Here is a 14,310-nt window from a genome sequence, read left to right on the forward strand (position 1 = left end):
CAAGGATCTTAAGTTTTTTTGGATTCTTCCAGATTCATTCTAATGCAGATCTTATGATGCATGCGGAAGTAGTGCATACATTCGTTAGAAAGACAGCACATTTTACAGAATATGCAGTGCTTGGATTTTTTACTTATAAAGCGGTGTCCTGTGATGTAAAAGATCGAAAGAAAGCAGTATTGATCGCACAGCTGATCTCTACAGGATATGCATAAACCGATGAGATTCATCAATTATTTGTTCCAGGACGAGAAGGAAAAGTATTTGATGTGATGATTGATAGTTGTGGGGCATTTTGTGGGATTATGGTTTCAATGATTACAAAGGGACAACGATTCGAACATTTGTATTGCATTTAGAACAAAATTGAAAGATGTTAATTTAACATATGAATTTTTTGATGAATATCAAAGTTAAAATTTCCTTTTGAAATATAAGAGTCTATTTGTGAGATTATTCGCACAGACTCTTATATTTTTTTCTTTTTATGTGTTAAAATATGGTATAGAAAAAAGAAAAAGGAGTTGATTTCCATGCAGACAAGACAACAGGCAATTACCTACGGCCTAAGCTTCCCACATACATACGTAGAAGCTCCTTTCAAAGACCCAAATTGGGAACTTGTAAGAGTCAAAGGAAGTAAAAAAGCATTCCTGTGGATCTATGAAAAAGATGGTTATATTAATCTTAATATCAAAGTTGATCCAGAATGGAGAGACTTCTGGAGAGAAGCTTACGATGCTGTCATTCCAGGATATCACCAAAATAAAAAATACTGGAATACGATCATCTTAGATGGAACCATACCAGAAAAAGATATCAAAAAAATGATCAAAGAAAGCTACGATATCATCACAGACAGCCCAACCAAAAGGATTTACGAAGCAGTCAAACAAATCCCAAAAGGACATGTCGCAACTTATGGGCAGGTGGCAGCTATGGCAGGAAACAAAAAGATGTCAAGAGCCGTCGGAAACGCCCTGCACAAAAATCCAGACCCAGAACACATTCCATGCTTCAGGGTAGTCAATGCCAAAGGAGAACTTGCAGGAGCCTTCGCATTCGGCGGAGAAGGAAGACAGAGAAAGTTATTAGAAGAAGACGGAGTTCAGGTCGTAGATGGGAAGGTTGATTTGAATAAATTTGGGATAGATTTATAGCTTAAGCAAGATTAACACAGAATACATACTATAAGTAATGAAAAGATATTTTAAGAATGGTACGATGGATATTCTTTTGACGGAGTAGAATCTATTTATAGTCCAAATGGAGAAGTCAGAGGAGAATATATTAAAAAATAAATGATTTTATAATATTCTGCCAATAACTCAGTCTATTAAATATTTTTCAATAAAATTTCCAATCCCATCATGATCATTATCATCTGTAATATAATCCGCAACACTCTTCGTTTTCTCACTACCATTAGCCATAACAACGCCAACGCCAGCATGAAGTGTCATCTCATAATCATTATCAGCATCCCCAAAACTGCAAAGATTTTCCATTGTAAAACCGCGTTTTTCCATAATTTTTCTTAATCCAAAATCTTTAGAAATTCGAGGATCCATAAATTCAAATAAAAGTTTTGTTGTCTGAAGACATGCGGATTTAAATTTTTCATTATGGAAAGTCTTGCTTCGTTCAATGACAGCAGGCATCGTCTCGGGAGCACAAGTGATCAGAAGTTTCAATTGATCCTGCTTTAAAAATTCATTAAAATCAATGACTTCATAAGGCAGCTGATCTGTATTAGATAAAGATTTGATCAGATCATCTTCCTTTGGAGTATACAAAACCCCATCTCCATGAATCGCAAAATTCACATCCATATCTTCAAAATGTTTCATGATCTCTAAGATCAGGCTTCCAGGCAATGGATAATTCATCTCATAATAATCATCCGCATAATCATAGATTTCTCCGCCATTGCTGCCAACCATAAGATCAACAAGTCCATCAATTCCCCACACTTTTAATAAATGCTTGACACTTGGAACATCTCTTCCAGTAGAGATACCAAATAAAATCCCGTGTTCACGAAGTTTTTTGATTGCTTCAATGGTTTTAGGTGTGACGATTCCGTTACTGCTTAATAAAGTTCCATCGATATCACACATAACAGCTTTCACGTTTTTCATAAAAAATCTCCTTTTACTCATTATTTATATAGTTCAATGATAACACAGAACTGTAAAATCTGCATAGTCTGATACAAGAAAGAACTGCAGGAAGTATGAATTATGGCAAGAGTGATCCTAGATGCTGGACACGGCGGTTATGATAATGGAGCTCAGTACGATGGAAGAAAAGAAAAAGACGACAACTTAAGGCTGACACTCGCTGTCGGACAGATCTTAGAGCAAAATGGAGTTCCAGTTTCCTACACAAGAAAAAGCGATATCTACCAGTCTCCATCGGAGAAAGCAAGACTTGGCAATGAAAGTGGAGCGGATTATTTTATTTCTTTTCATAGAAATGCAAGTCCCAATGCAAATGAATATCAAGGGGTTGAAACTCTGGTATTTGATGACAATGGAATCAAAGCTGAGATGGCGAGAAATGTGAATGTAAACTTAGAACAAGTAGGATTTCGAAATATTGGAGTCAAAGAACGGCCAAATCTTACCGTATTAAAAAGAACAAAAATCCCTGCGATTTTGATCGAAGCAGGATTTTTAAATTCAGATCAGGATAACGAAAGATTTGATTCGAAATTTGAACAGATCTCGCAGGCGATCGCAGATGGTATTATGGAGACGATCGGAAGTGGAAATGAGGCACTGCAAGGAATTTACAGAGTTCAGATTGGATTATACCGCAATTTCTCCAATGCACAATATGCTCTAAATCGTGCGGTAGCAGATGGATATGAAGGAGATATTGTCTATGAAGATCCTTATTACGCAGTCCAGATTGGGGAATACAATACGCTTGATGAAGCAGTAAGACTCGAAAATGAACTGAAGAAAAAAGGATATGACACACTTGTTATCAAGAAATAATCTCAATAAGAGAAATACGCAGATACTGCAAGGTGCGCCGCCATAAGAATTTGAAGACGTGGCACGCACCAGCAGTTAAGAAACACTCAATAAGTATTGTTTAAAATAATGAAAAGAAAATAAATAAAAGGTTGACTTTTGTGCAAAATGCTGATAGAATAAAAACAAGTTAAAGAAATGAATAAAGTGACTTCAATAGTATGAATATTTAGGATTGTCACTGGTAATGCAGGCAAAACCGGATTTTATAAGTATGAAAGGCACAGACTTTTCATGTTTATAAAATGTGGTTTTCTTTTTATTTAAAATTAAAAAATATAGAAATTATATTTGATATATATTTTCCATTACAATGGAGAGAAGATTATGAAAATAGATAAAGTAATGAACAACAATGTAGTAAGCAGCATTGATGAAGACGGGCAGGAGATCATTGTTGTTGGAACAGGAGTTGGTTTTCAGGGAAAGGAAGGAAAACCAGTTGATGAGAAGAAGATTCAGAAGATTTTTCGATTAGAAGATCCGAAAATGATTCGAAAATTAAAAGAAATCTTACAGGATCTTCCGATGGAACAGTTCGAAATTTCAACAGCGATCATCGAACATGCCAAGCAAAGTTTAGGCACAGAATTGAATGAGAATATTTATGTGACATTAACAGATCATATTCATTTTGCGATTCAAAGATATGAAGACCATATGAATTTTCCAAACCCGATGTTGCGGGAAGTGAAATTGTTTTATGAGAAGGAATTTGCACTTGGAGAGTATGCTCTAGGAATGATAAAGCAGAAGCTTCATATCGATTTGCCAATGGATGATGCGGCATCGATCGCATTACATATCGTGAGTGCAGAATTTGACACGAGAGTAAGGGACACATTAAAGATCACACAATTTTTAGAAGATGTCATGGAGCAGGTAAAGAATTATTTTCATTTGGAGATAGATACTCAATCGCTTAGCTATGAGCGGTTTATCACACATTTGAAATTCTTATCAAGAAAGTTATTTGCATCAGAGCGAATGGATGATATGAATAATGACGTACAGGAGATGATACAGAAGATCTGTCCGGAAGAATATCAGTGTGCACGATACATTAAGAGTTTTATCAAAAAACAATACAAAAAAGATATGACATCAGCAGAGATTGCTTATCTTACGATGCATATCGAAAGGATCAGAAAAAACAGTATAGAAAAAGGAGAAGAAAATGTTTGATGCATTAAAAAAGATGTTTGAAAAAAACGCAAAGATAATTTCAGTCAAAGCAGCAGAAGATGGAAGAACAATCCCGATGGATCAAGTAAATGATCAGACATTTGCCCAGGAATTATTAGGACCTGGAATAGCAATCCATCCATCAAATGGGACAGTTGTTTCTCCAATTGATGGAACCATAGCTACAGTGATGGATACAAAGCATGCAGTTTGTATTCAAGGAGAAGATGGATTAGAGATGATCGTTCACGTAGGTCTTGATACTGTGGAGTTGAATGGAAAGTATTATGAAGCACATGTCAATACAGGAGACCATGTAAAAGCAGGAGACGTTTTGCTTACATTTGATATTGAGGAGATTGCAAAGGCAGGATATGACGTCACAACGCCAATTGTAATAACGAACTTAAGTGGTTATAAGATCACAAAATGTTTAACAGGACAACAAGTGCAAGCGGGAGATGAGGTGATACAATTAACAAAAGAATAACTAAGATAAGTAACCAAAAGAGAAGGAAAACATGAAAAACTAAAAGTAAAAATGAAAGTAAAAATGAAAGGGGACGAGCTATATGAAATTTTTACAAAAATTAGGAAAAGCCTTGATGCTTCCAGTAGCGTGCTTACCAATCTGTGGTATTTTAATGGGAATCGGATATGCACTGTGTCCTGCAACCATGCAGGGTGGTGATATCACAGGGATCGGAAACCAGATCGGATTCTTCCTCGTGAAGGCAGGAGGTGCTTTGATCGATAACATGGCATTACTGTTTGTGATCGGTGTAGGTGTAGGTATGTCGGATAAACACGACGGAACTGGGGGTCTGGCAGCCTTAGCATCATGGCTGATGATCACAACCTTGTTATCTACAGCAGTAGTAACAACGATCATGCCATCTATCGCAAAGAATGCAGATGCAACACTTGCATTTGATAAGATCGCCAATCCATTTATCGGTATCTTATCTGGTGTGATCGGATCTATGTGTTATAACAAGTTCAAAGATACAAAATTACCAGACTGGTTATCATTCTTCAGTGGTAAACGCTGTGTCGCAATTGTTGCTGGTGTTGTATCTATCATTGTATCTGTTGTATTACTGTTTGTATGGCCAGTAGTATTTACAGCACTGATCACAGTTGGTCAGTCTATTGCCAAGATGGGAGCCATTGGAGCCGGTATCTATGCATTCTTAAACCGTCTGCTGATTCCAACTGGATTACATCATGCATTGAACAACGTATTCTGGTTTGATACGATCGGACTTGGAGATTTAACTCATTTTTGGGCAGGTGAAACATCTAAGAATGTATCATGGAGCCTTGGAATGTATATGTCAGGATTCTTCCCATGTATGATGTTCGGTATTCCAGGAGCAGCCTTAGCGATGATCCAGACAGCAAAGAGCAACAAGAAAAAGATTGCCATCGGTTTAGTAGGATCTGCAGCCGTTTGTGCATTTGTCTGTGGTGTAACAGAACCATTTGAGTTCGGATTTATGTTCTTAGCACCAGGTTTATATGTAATCTACGCACTCCTTTATGGAATTTTCACAACGATCACAACTCTGGTAGGATTCAGAGCAGGATTCAGCTTCTCCGCAGGAGCAACCGACCTTGTATTCTCATCTTCCTTACCAGCAGCACAGAAGACATGGATGATCATTCCTTTAGGAATCGCAGCATTTATCGTATTCTATGTAGTATTCCGTATTGCGATCACCAAATTCGATCTGAAAACACCAGGTCGTGAAGATGATGATATTGATGAAGAAAACATCGCATTAGCAAATGACGATTATACAGCAATGGCATCTGTGATCCTGGAAGGATTGGGTGGAAGTGCCAATGTTAAGAGTGTTGATAACTGCATCACAAGACTTCGTTTAGAAATCAACGATGATGATAAAGTAAATGAAGCAAAGATCAAATCCTCAGGAGCAGCAGGAATCATTCGTCCAGGAAAAGGTAACATTCAGGTTATCATTGGACCAAAAGTTCAGTTTGTTGCAGATGAGATGGAAAAATTATGTAAATAAGTCTTTGTTGCTATTCATAATTCTCCCCGAAAACGGACCGGCGATATGCTGGTCCGTTTTTCCGTTGATATCATAAAAGACTTTTTGTATAATAAAGATAGTTTTGCAAAGTAAGTGATGACGCATTCTGGACTTTCGCAGATCAAATGGTTAACAGCGTGAATGTATGGAAATTAACCGTAACCGAATGGTCTTGCAAAGAACATTAGATAAATCGAAAGTACATTCAAAAACTTGATTAAACAAAAACAAATCACGACGGAACAATCAGTTTCAGTAAAACAGGGCCAAAAAGCTCTGTTTTATTTGATTGTAAAGTATCAGACTGTTAAAATAGAAGCAGAAAGAATCATATAAATAGTAACGAGAATCGAGGTAATACAATGATCATAAAAAACGGACTGGTTTTTACACCAGAAGGAACATTCGAAAAAAAAGATCTCTATATAGAAGGAGAATATATTTCTAACAAAACAACAGATAACAAAGAAGTAGAAGCCGAAGGATGCTATGTGATCCCAGGTCTTGTAGATATTCACTTCCATGGATGTGTCAGACATGATATGTGTGATGGAACCGAAGAATCGATTCAGGCACTGGCTGATTATGAGGCAGCCAATGGAGTATTAGCAATCTGTCCAGCTACAATGACAATTCCAGAAGACCAGTTAATGCAGGCAATGAAAGCGGCTAAAGAACATAAGAATGGAAAAGGTGCAGATCTTGTCGGAATCAATATGGAAGGACCTTTTGTAAACAAAGAAAAGAAAGGCGCCCAGAAAGAAGAAGATATTAAAACAGCCGATGTAGATTTCTTCCACAGAATGCAGGAAGCAGCAGGTGGACTTGTGAAATTGATTGATCTTGCACCAGAGACAGAAGGTGCAATGGAATTTATCGATCAGGTAAAAGATGAAGTTCATGTATCAATCGCACACACAACTGCAGATTATGATACAGCAACCGAAGCGATTCATAGAGGTGTCGATCATATTACTCATCTATACAATGCAATGCCGCCATTTGGTCACAGGACACCAGGAGTTATTGGAGCAGCAAGGGACAGCGAATGTTTCGTAGAACTGATCTGTGACGGGGTTCATATCCATCCATCTTGTGTCAGAGCAACTTTTGAGATGTTTACAGACAAGAGAATTGTTCTGATCAGTGATAGCATGATGGCAACAGGTATGGATGATGGACAGTACGAATTAGGTGGACAGCCAGTAACTGTAGTAGGTAATCTTGCAACACTGACAGAAGGAGGAGCTATTGCAGGTTCTGCAACAAACCTGATGGATTGTATGAGAACAGCAGTTAAGAAGATGAATATTCCATTAGAAAGTGCAGTCAGGTGTGCAACATTAAATCCAGCAAAATCGATTGGAATCGATGATAAATATGGAAGCCTTGAAGAAGGAAAATACGCAAATGCAGTAGTTTTAGATAAAGATTTAAATATTGTATCCATCATCCAGAAGGGTCAGGTAAAATAAGTATCATAAAATAGAAAATATCAACAAAAATAAGAAAAAGGATTCTGTGAAAGCAGGATTCTTTTTCTATGTCTAAATTCATAAAATGATAAAAAAAGAGAGGCAGATCAAACAATGCTTCGAAAAATGTCAGTCATTATCCTGTTGATCTTGACAGCACTCTGGGTTACAAACAGTGACAGTATTCGTCCAGCCAGAGAATTTATACAAAACAATATCTATGTCTGGAGTGAAACACAGGAAGAAAAACTTCCAATTTACTGTGTAGATACAGATAAAAAACAAATCGCATTGACATTTGACACCGCATGGGGCAATGAAGATATTCCACAGATCTTAAAGATACTAAAGCAGGAAAATGTAAAAGCAACTTTTTTCTTCTGTGGAGACTGGATCAGCAAATATCCAGCGGATATCAAAACAATCTACGATGGAGGGCATGATATCGCAAGTCATGGAGATCATCATAAATATATGACAAAATTAACAGATAAACAGCAGCAGGAAGAGATCCGAGGTGTCACAGAAAAGATTCAAGGATTATTAGGTATCAAAATTGATCTGTTTCGTGCACCATACGGAGACTATAATGAATCTGTTGTAAAAAATGCAAGAAAAATGAATTATTATATCATTCAATGGAACGTAGACAGCTTAGACTGGCAGGAACCAACCAAAGAACAGTTGATCAAGAAAGTTTGTGAACATAAAAATTTATCACCTGGAAGTATTATTCTGATGCATACTGGAACAAAATGCACCAAACAGGTATTAAAACAGATCATAAGAAATATCAAAGCAAAAGGATATGAGCTTGTACCAGTCTCCAGATTGATCTATCGAAGTAACTATCGCATTGATCTAACAGGAAAACAGATAAAATTATGAAATATCAAAAAGTTATCGAAACGAACAAAGAACTGATGCCAAAAGGTGAGAAATCAGGAGATATTTCTTATGATCATCAGAGACTTGAACAATTAGACGATTTGCGTTCCATAAAAGAAATTGCTTATTTATTTCAGAATCCATCGGCTCAGATGGTAATGGATACGGTATGGCATGAAATCGCATTTGGACTTGAAAATACAGGAATGCTTTATGAACAGATGAAGCGTACGGTTGCGGAGATCGTTAATTATTTTGATCTGCAAAAGATTTATCATAAAAGTACAGATGAATTGTCTGGAGGCCAAAAATAGATGGTAAATCTTGCAGCAGTTATGGCAATGCATCCAAAGGTGTTGATCCTTGATGAACCAACAGCACAGTTAGATCCCACAGTAAGAAATGACTTTCTTGTGATGCTTCAGAAATTACATAAGGAATTTGGATTAACGATTATTTTGACATCCCATAATTTAGAAGATGTGATGGAAATGGCAGATCAATGCATCATCCATTTGAACAGTCACTTCCACAGATTCTTCGTTTGGAAGATAAATTTAACTTAGAACCAAGCTTTAAGATAGAAGAAGCAAGGAAGCAGATAAGAAAGATCAGCTGTTTGCAGATCTGTTGGAGATGGGAAAAGGCAAAGAGGAAAGAGTCGATGAACTGTTAGAGATGGCAGATCTTATGAAAGAAAAGTATGCACATCCATATGATCTAAGTGGCGGCCAGCAGCAGATGGCAGCTTTGGTCAAGGTATTGCTTGCAGACCCAGAGATTTTGCTGCTAGATGAGCCAACCAAAGGGATGGACAGAGAACACAGCAGGAGATTTGGAGAGCTTTTACAAAAACTTGCAGATGAGGGAAGAACGATTTTCATGGTATCCCATGATCTGGAATTCTGTGCAGAATATGCAGACCGTATCGGGATGATGTTTGATGGCAAAATTGAAGGAATTGGAGAACCATCGGAATTACAATTTACTTTGTAGCAGGAACATCCTACAAGTTTAAAGTAAAATCATACAAATACACAAAGAAAAAAGCAAAAGTAGGAAAGAGTTACAAGTTCCGCCTGGTAGGAATCAAAACAGTGAATGGAAAATCTGTCGAAAAAACGATCAAATAAAAGTACTAGATAAAATACAAAAAAGGACTTGATTTTCAAAAAGAATCATTGTATCCTATAACCAGTGAAGTTACTGACAAGGGCGTCAAACAATTAGTTTCATATTGTTTGTCGCCCCTTTTTTTCTACTATCAGTTAGATAATAGAAGAAAAAAATATATAGATTATGCTTCAAATGTAAGAGAAGAAAGGAAGAACTCTATGAAGGAAAAAATCAATGTATCAGAAATCTTCGGATCCCACGTATTTAACGACAGTGTTATGAAAGCACGTCTTCCAAAGGCCGTTTACAAAGATCTGAAAAAGACAATCGAAGAAGGAACAGAATTAAATCCAGCAATTGCAGACGTAGTTGCGAATGAGATGAAAGAATGGGCTATTGAAAAGGGTGCTACACATTATACTCACTGGTTCCAGCCATTAACAGGTGTGACAGCAGAGAAACATGACGCTTTCATTAACCCAACAGACGATGGTAAAGTTTTACTTGAGTTCTCAGGAAAAGAACTGATCAAAGGTGAACCAGATGCATCTTCATTCCCATCAGGTGGATTAAGAGCAACATTTGAAGCAAGAGGATATACAGCCTGGGATTGTACATCACCTGCATTCATCAAAGAAACAGAAAATGCATGTATCTTATGTATCCCAACAGCATTCTGCTCATACAAAGGAGAAGCATTAGACAAGAAGACACCACTTCTTCGTTCTATGCAGGCATTAGATATCCAGACAACAAGATTATTAAATGTATTAGGAAATAAGAATGTAAAACGTGTTAGCACATCCGTTGGACCAGAACAGGAATATTTCTTAGTTGATGAAGAAAAATATAAACAGAGAAAAGACTTGATCTTCACTGGACGTACATTATTCGGAGCAATGCCTCCAAAAGGTCAGGAAATGGATGACCATTATTTTGGAATCATCAAACCAAGAATCGAAGGATTCATGAAAGATTTAAATATCGAAGCATGGAAACTTGGAATCAGTGCTAAGACAGAGCATAACGAAGTAGCACCAGCACAGCACGAATTAGCTCCAATTTATAACTCAAACAACGTGGCAACAGACCACAACCAGTTATTAATGGAAACAATGAGACGTGTTGCAAGACGTCACGGATTAAAATGCTTACTTCATGAGAAACCATTTGCAGGAATCAACGGATCAGGAAAACATAACAACTGGTCTATGGTAACAAATGAAGGAAAGAATCTGTTAGATCCAGGAAAAACTCCTCATGAAAACAATCAGTTCTTACTGATCTTAGCTTCCATTATTGCAGCAGTAGATAAACATGCAGATTTACTTCGTATGTCAGCATCTACACCAGGAAACGACCACAGATTAGGAGCTAACGAGGCACCTCCAGCAATCATTTCTATCTTCCTTGGAGATCAGTTAGAGGATGTTGTAAAACAGCTTGTAACAAGAGGAGAAGCTACAGAATCTAAACATGGTGACAGACTTGCATCAGGAGTACATTCTTTACCAGCATTTGAAAAAGATGCAACAGACCGTAACAGAACATCACCATTTGCATTTACAGGAAATAAATTCGAATTCCGTATGGTTGGTTCTACACAGTCTATCTCTGATCCAAACGTTGTATTAAATACGATCGTAGCAGATGTATTTGCAGATGTTTGTGACAGATTAGAGAAAGTAGAAGGCGGAGCAGATGCAGTAGCAATGGAAGCTCACGAGATCACAAAAGAATTATTAACAGAGCATCAGAGAGTTATCTTCAATGGTAACGGATATTCTGATGAATGGGTAGCAGAAGCTGAGAGAAGAGGACTTCCAAACTTAAGAAGCATGGTAGATGCAATCCCAACATTAACAACAGAAAAATCTATCAAGATGTTCGAAAAATTCGGTGTATTTACAAAAGGAGAATTAGAGTCCCGTGTAGAAGTATTATATGAACAGTATTCTAACACGATCAACATCGAAGGACTTGCAACATTAGATATTGCGAAGAAACAGATTGTTCCAGCAGTTATGAAATATCAGAGAAAACTTGCAAATGGAGTTGCTGAACTGAAGACAGTTGGAGTTGACAGCTCTGTACAGGAAAAACTGTTAGAAGATATCACTGCAAACTTAAAAGATTTATTTGCAGCGATTAAGAAATTAGAAGCAGATATTCCAGAAGCTCAGGCATTAGAAAGTGAAGCACAGGCTCGTTTCTATCATGATACGATCTTTACAGATATGAGTGCAGTACGTGAACCAGCAGACAGACTGGAAATGTTAGTAGCGAAAGAAGACTGGCCAATGCCAAGTTACGGAGATCTGATCTTCGAAGTTTAAGATTACATAGTTTGTAAAACTCTTTAATACACGAAAAAAGTGGCAGAAATGTTATTTCTGTCACTTTTTTTATTTATTTTGTGTAAATATATGCCAGAATAAAAATGAGAGTTCTTCACATGATAAATAGAAAGAAGAATCAAAATATTTTGAAAAGAGGAAGAATATGAGAAAGAAGATATTGGCATATATCATTGCAGTATTAACGATCACTACATGTATGATCCAATTAATACCCAGACAAAATAATATATTTAAAATTGCAAGTCAGGGGGAAGGAGAAAGCGGATTCCTTACAAATAATAATCTGAATCAAAAAAAGGTATACTTAACGTTCGATGATGGGCCGTCAGATCATACAGACGAGATTCTTGATATTTTAAAGAAAAATAAGGTAAGGGCAACATTTTTTGTTGTAGGGAAAGAAACGGAACATGCTAAAAAGATGTATCGGAGGATCATTTTAGAAGGACACACACTAGGTATGCATTCATATAGTCATAATTATGATCAGATTTATGCAAGTGTCGGAGCATTTTCTAAAGATTTGATGAAACTTCAGAAATATTTATATGATCTTACGGAAGTAAAGTCGTATATTTATCGTTTTCCAGGAGGCAGCAGTAATCATTGTGCTGGAGACATCAAACCGTATATCCGATATGTGAATCAAAAAGGCATCTTATATTTTGACTGGAATGCATTAAATGAAGATGCGATCAATTTTAATGCCAGTTCTTATGAGTTGAATCAAAAGATATTAAAGGATGTCAGAAGACAAAAGACAAGCATTGTCCTGATGCATGACCTTCATGAGACGAAAAATACAGTAAAAGGATTAGACTCGCTGATCAAAACCTTAAAAAAAGAGGGATATCAGATACTTCCGATCACAAAAAATACAAAGCCCATTCATCATGTCTCCATTGACAAATAATAGGGGATAACGTAGAATATGTTCGGTAATGGATTTATTTTACGTTAGGAGATTGACATGATCATAAAAAGTGTAAATTTAGAAACCGTCTGTGGAATCACAAGTAAATTACCGGACAACACATTGCCGGAAGTAGCATTTGCAGGGAAATCAAATGTAGGAAAATCATCACTGATCAATGCATTGATGAATCGTAAATCCTACGCAAGAATTTCTGCACAGCCAGGAAAGACACAGACGATCAATTATTATAATATTAACGAAGAACTTTATTATGTAGACCTTCCAGGATACGGATTTGCGAAAGTAACACAGTCTGTTAAGGAAAAATGGGGACACATGATCGAGAACTATTTACAGACATCAAAACAGCTTAGAATGGTATTCTTACTAATCGATATCAGACATAAACCATCAAAGAATGATGTCGTGATGTATGATTGGATCCTTCACAATGGATACCGTCCAGTGATCATCGCAACAAAGCTTGACAAATTAAAAAGAAGCCAAGTGCCAAAACATCTAAAAGAGATCCGCACAGAGCTTCAGATGGACAAGGAAACACCAATCTTCCCATTCTCAGCCTTATCCAAACAGGGAAGAGATGAAATCTGGGATTTCATTGAAAAAATCGTCCTTGAAAAAGAAGAAACCGAATAATTACTTATCCGGCTCGTCAAATAATAATTTTTCAATTAGCATGGAATAGACATCGGAGTGTTTCTTCTCCCAATGGTCGCATATGTAAACTGCCTGGTCTCTTGAGACGACATTTAAGTTAATCTCAAGGAGCGGGCTTTCTTTTTCGCTGATCTTAAGATTTACCGTGTATTCATCACCTTTCGATGGATAAAAATCTGCTTTTACATTCGCTTCCTTACGCAGTTCGTATTCTTTTTCTTTTAGAAATTGTGCGATATCTTCTTTGATCGAATTCGGAATCTGGTATTCAAACATCTCGATCGCTTCTAAACCCTCATCACTAAGAGCATAATGGCTCATATTACGGATTTGTTTAACTCTGAGCATATTCTCTTCCTCTAGCTCATGAAAAGCTCTCTGAACGGTAAAATAGTTCGTATAGCCTTTATCCAGAATAAATTCAGATATCTGGGAATTACTCAAAGGAAAATCCACTTTCTCAATTAAATATAAAATCATAAGTTTGTAAAGTGTTAATTGTTCTTGTTCCATGGCCATTCTCCTTTGATTTATCGATAAAAGTCACTATGAGAGATTATAACACCACATCATTTTTCTTGCAACTTA

Annotated in this window: 15 protein-coding genes and 1 pseudogene; 14 read left to right on the plus strand and 2 right to left on the minus strand. The window is 36.8% G+C overall.

Annotated elements, in window-relative coordinates; translation table 11 throughout:
• The first annotated feature begins 56 nt into the window (after nucleotides 1-56).
• Together KE503_RS07930 and KE503_RS07935 are read left to right on the plus strand one after the other, a co-directional pair.
• Nucleotides 57-359: pseudogene (locus tag KE503_RS07930) on the plus strand (VanZ family protein).
• Between the two features lie 174 nt (nucleotides 360-533).
• On the plus strand, nucleotides 534-1,160 hold the full coding sequence (locus tag KE503_RS07935; RefSeq protein ID WP_055197366.1) for a methylated-DNA--[protein]-cysteine S-methyltransferase: 627 nt from the start codon (nucleotides 534-536) through the stop codon (nucleotides 1,158-1,160).
• Nucleotides 1,161-1,328: 168 nt separating this feature from the next.
• On the opposite strand, the gene KE503_RS07940 is transcribed toward KE503_RS07935, so the two are convergent.
• Entirely contained in the window at nucleotides 1,329-2,141 is an 813-nt protein-coding gene (locus tag KE503_RS07940) for an HAD family hydrolase (RefSeq protein ID WP_117945063.1), read from the minus strand.
• A gap of 102 nt (nucleotides 2,142-2,243) precedes the next feature.
• Between KE503_RS07940 and KE503_RS07945 the strand changes: the two genes are divergently transcribed.
• From KE503_RS07945 to yihA, 12 genes are all read left to right on the plus strand, one after another.
• On the plus strand, nucleotides 2,244-3,005 hold the full coding sequence (locus KE503_RS07945) for an N-acetylmuramoyl-L-alanine amidase (protein WP_212384944.1): 762 nt from the start codon (nucleotides 2,244-2,246) through the stop codon (nucleotides 3,003-3,005).
• Between the two features lie 366 nt (nucleotides 3,006-3,371).
• Nucleotides 3,372-4,229 carry a BglG family transcription antiterminator LicT gene (licT, locus tag KE503_RS07950; protein ID WP_022374975.1) on the plus strand — a complete coding sequence of 286 codons (858 nt, stop codon included), beginning with the start codon at nucleotides 3,372-3,374 and terminating at the stop codon, nucleotides 4,227-4,229.
• On the plus strand, nucleotides 4,222-4,719 hold the full coding sequence (locus KE503_RS07955) for a PTS sugar transporter subunit IIA (protein WP_212384945.1): 498 nt from the start codon (nucleotides 4,222-4,224) through the stop codon (nucleotides 4,717-4,719). The genes licT and KE503_RS07955 overlap by 8 nt, the downstream gene beginning before the upstream one ends.
• Before the next feature lie 82 nt (nucleotides 4,720-4,801).
• Nucleotides 4,802-6,268 (plus strand): PTS transporter subunit EIIC, encoded by a 1,467-nt coding sequence (locus tag KE503_RS07960; RefSeq protein WP_022374973.1) that lies wholly within the window; start codon nucleotides 4,802-4,804, stop codon nucleotides 6,266-6,268.
• Between the two features lie 383 nt (nucleotides 6,269-6,651).
• Entirely contained in the window at nucleotides 6,652-7,764 is a 1,113-nt protein-coding gene (gene nagA / locus KE503_RS07965; protein ID WP_022374972.1) for an N-acetylglucosamine-6-phosphate deacetylase, read from the plus strand.
• A gap of 114 nt (nucleotides 7,765-7,878) precedes the next feature.
• Nucleotides 7,879-8,652 carry a polysaccharide deacetylase family protein gene (locus tag KE503_RS07970; protein WP_022374971.1) on the plus strand — a complete coding sequence of 258 codons (774 nt, stop codon included), beginning with the start codon at nucleotides 7,879-7,881 and terminating at the stop codon, nucleotides 8,650-8,652.
• The gene (locus tag KE503_RS14515; protein WP_249183006.1) at nucleotides 8,649-8,966 is read left to right on the plus strand and encodes a hypothetical protein; all 318 of its coding nucleotides are present in this window, start codon (nucleotides 8,649-8,651) and stop codon (nucleotides 8,964-8,966) included. Before KE503_RS07970 ends, KE503_RS14515 begins: the two co-directional genes overlap by 4 nt.
• Nucleotides 8,967-9,218, plus strand: coding sequence for an AAA family ATPase (locus tag KE503_RS14520; RefSeq protein WP_249183007.1), 252 nt, complete (start codon nucleotides 8,967-8,969; stop codon nucleotides 9,216-9,218).
• A 70-nt stretch (nucleotides 9,219-9,288) separates the two neighbouring features.
• Nucleotides 9,289-9,648 carry an ATP-binding cassette domain-containing protein gene (locus tag KE503_RS14525; RefSeq protein ID WP_022374969.1) on the plus strand — a complete coding sequence of 120 codons (360 nt, stop codon included), beginning with the start codon at nucleotides 9,289-9,291 and terminating at the stop codon, nucleotides 9,646-9,648.
• A 338-nt stretch (nucleotides 9,649-9,986) separates the two neighbouring features.
• The gene (locus tag KE503_RS07980) at nucleotides 9,987-12,104 is read left to right on the plus strand and encodes a glutamine synthetase III family protein (protein ID WP_055197380.1); all 2,118 of its coding nucleotides are present in this window, start codon (nucleotides 9,987-9,989) and stop codon (nucleotides 12,102-12,104) included.
• A gap of 166 nt (nucleotides 12,105-12,270) precedes the next feature.
• Nucleotides 12,271-13,041 (plus strand): polysaccharide deacetylase family protein, encoded by a 771-nt coding sequence (locus tag KE503_RS07985; protein WP_055197382.1) that lies wholly within the window; start codon nucleotides 12,271-12,273, stop codon nucleotides 13,039-13,041.
• Nucleotides 13,042-13,098: 57 nt separating this feature from the next.
• Nucleotides 13,099-13,701, plus strand: a complete 603-nt coding sequence (yihA, locus tag KE503_RS07990; protein ID WP_117945067.1) for a ribosome biogenesis GTP-binding protein YihA/YsxC — start codon at nucleotides 13,099-13,101, stop codon at nucleotides 13,699-13,701.
• On the opposite strand, the gene KE503_RS07995 is transcribed toward yihA, so the two are convergent.
• The gene (locus tag KE503_RS07995; protein WP_022375703.1) at nucleotides 13,702-14,235 is read right to left on the minus strand and encodes a DUF4364 family protein; all 534 of its coding nucleotides are present in this window, start codon (nucleotides 14,233-14,235) and stop codon (nucleotides 13,702-13,704) included.
• Nucleotides 14,236-14,310 lie beyond the last annotated feature (75 nt).

This window comes from Anaerostipes sp. Marseille-Q3525 (assembly GCF_018223505.1).
In the GTDB taxonomy this organism is placed as follows: Bacteria; Bacillota; Clostridia; order Lachnospirales; family Lachnospiraceae; genus Anaerostipes; species Anaerostipes amylophilus.

Coding starts and splice junctions, on each gene's coding strand:
- KE503_RS07985 (WP_055197382.1), top strand. CDS start 12,271: ATGAGAAAGAAGATATTGGCATATATCATTGCAGTATTAACGATCACT.
- nagA (WP_022374972.1), top strand. CDS start 6,652: ATGATCATAAAAAACGGACTGGTTTTTACACCAGAAGGAACATTCGAA.
- licT (WP_022374975.1), top strand. CDS start 3,372: ATGAAAATAGATAAAGTAATGAACAACAATGTAGTAAGCAGCATTGAT.
- KE503_RS07970 (WP_022374971.1), top strand. CDS start 7,879: ATGCTTCGAAAAATGTCAGTCATTATCCTGTTGATCTTGACAGCACTC.
- yihA (WP_117945067.1), top strand. CDS start 13,099: ATGATCATAAAAAGTGTAAATTTAGAAACCGTCTGTGGAATCACAAGT.
- KE503_RS07935 (WP_055197366.1), top strand. CDS start 534: ATGCAGACAAGACAACAGGCAATTACCTACGGCCTAAGCTTCCCACAT.
- KE503_RS07945 (WP_212384944.1), top strand. CDS start 2,244: ATGGCAAGAGTGATCCTAGATGCTGGACACGGCGGTTATGATAATGGA.
- KE503_RS14515 (WP_249183006.1), top strand. CDS start 8,649: ATGAAATATCAAAAAGTTATCGAAACGAACAAAGAACTGATGCCAAAA.
- KE503_RS07940 (WP_117945063.1), bottom strand. CDS start 2,141: ATGAAAAACGTGAAAGCTGTTATGTGTGATATCGATGGAACTTTATTA.
- KE503_RS07955 (WP_212384945.1), top strand. CDS start 4,222: ATGTTTGATGCATTAAAAAAGATGTTTGAAAAAAACGCAAAGATAATT.
- KE503_RS14525 (WP_022374969.1), top strand. CDS start 9,289: ATGGGAAAAGGCAAAGAGGAAAGAGTCGATGAACTGTTAGAGATGGCA.
- KE503_RS14520 (WP_249183007.1), top strand. CDS start 8,967: ATGGTAAATCTTGCAGCAGTTATGGCAATGCATCCAAAGGTGTTGATC.
- KE503_RS07980 (WP_055197380.1), top strand. CDS start 9,987: ATGAAGGAAAAAATCAATGTATCAGAAATCTTCGGATCCCACGTATTT.
- KE503_RS07960 (WP_022374973.1), top strand. CDS start 4,802: ATGAAATTTTTACAAAAATTAGGAAAAGCCTTGATGCTTCCAGTAGCG.
- KE503_RS07995 (WP_022375703.1), bottom strand. CDS start 14,235: ATGGAACAAGAACAATTAACACTTTACAAACTTATGATTTTATATTTA.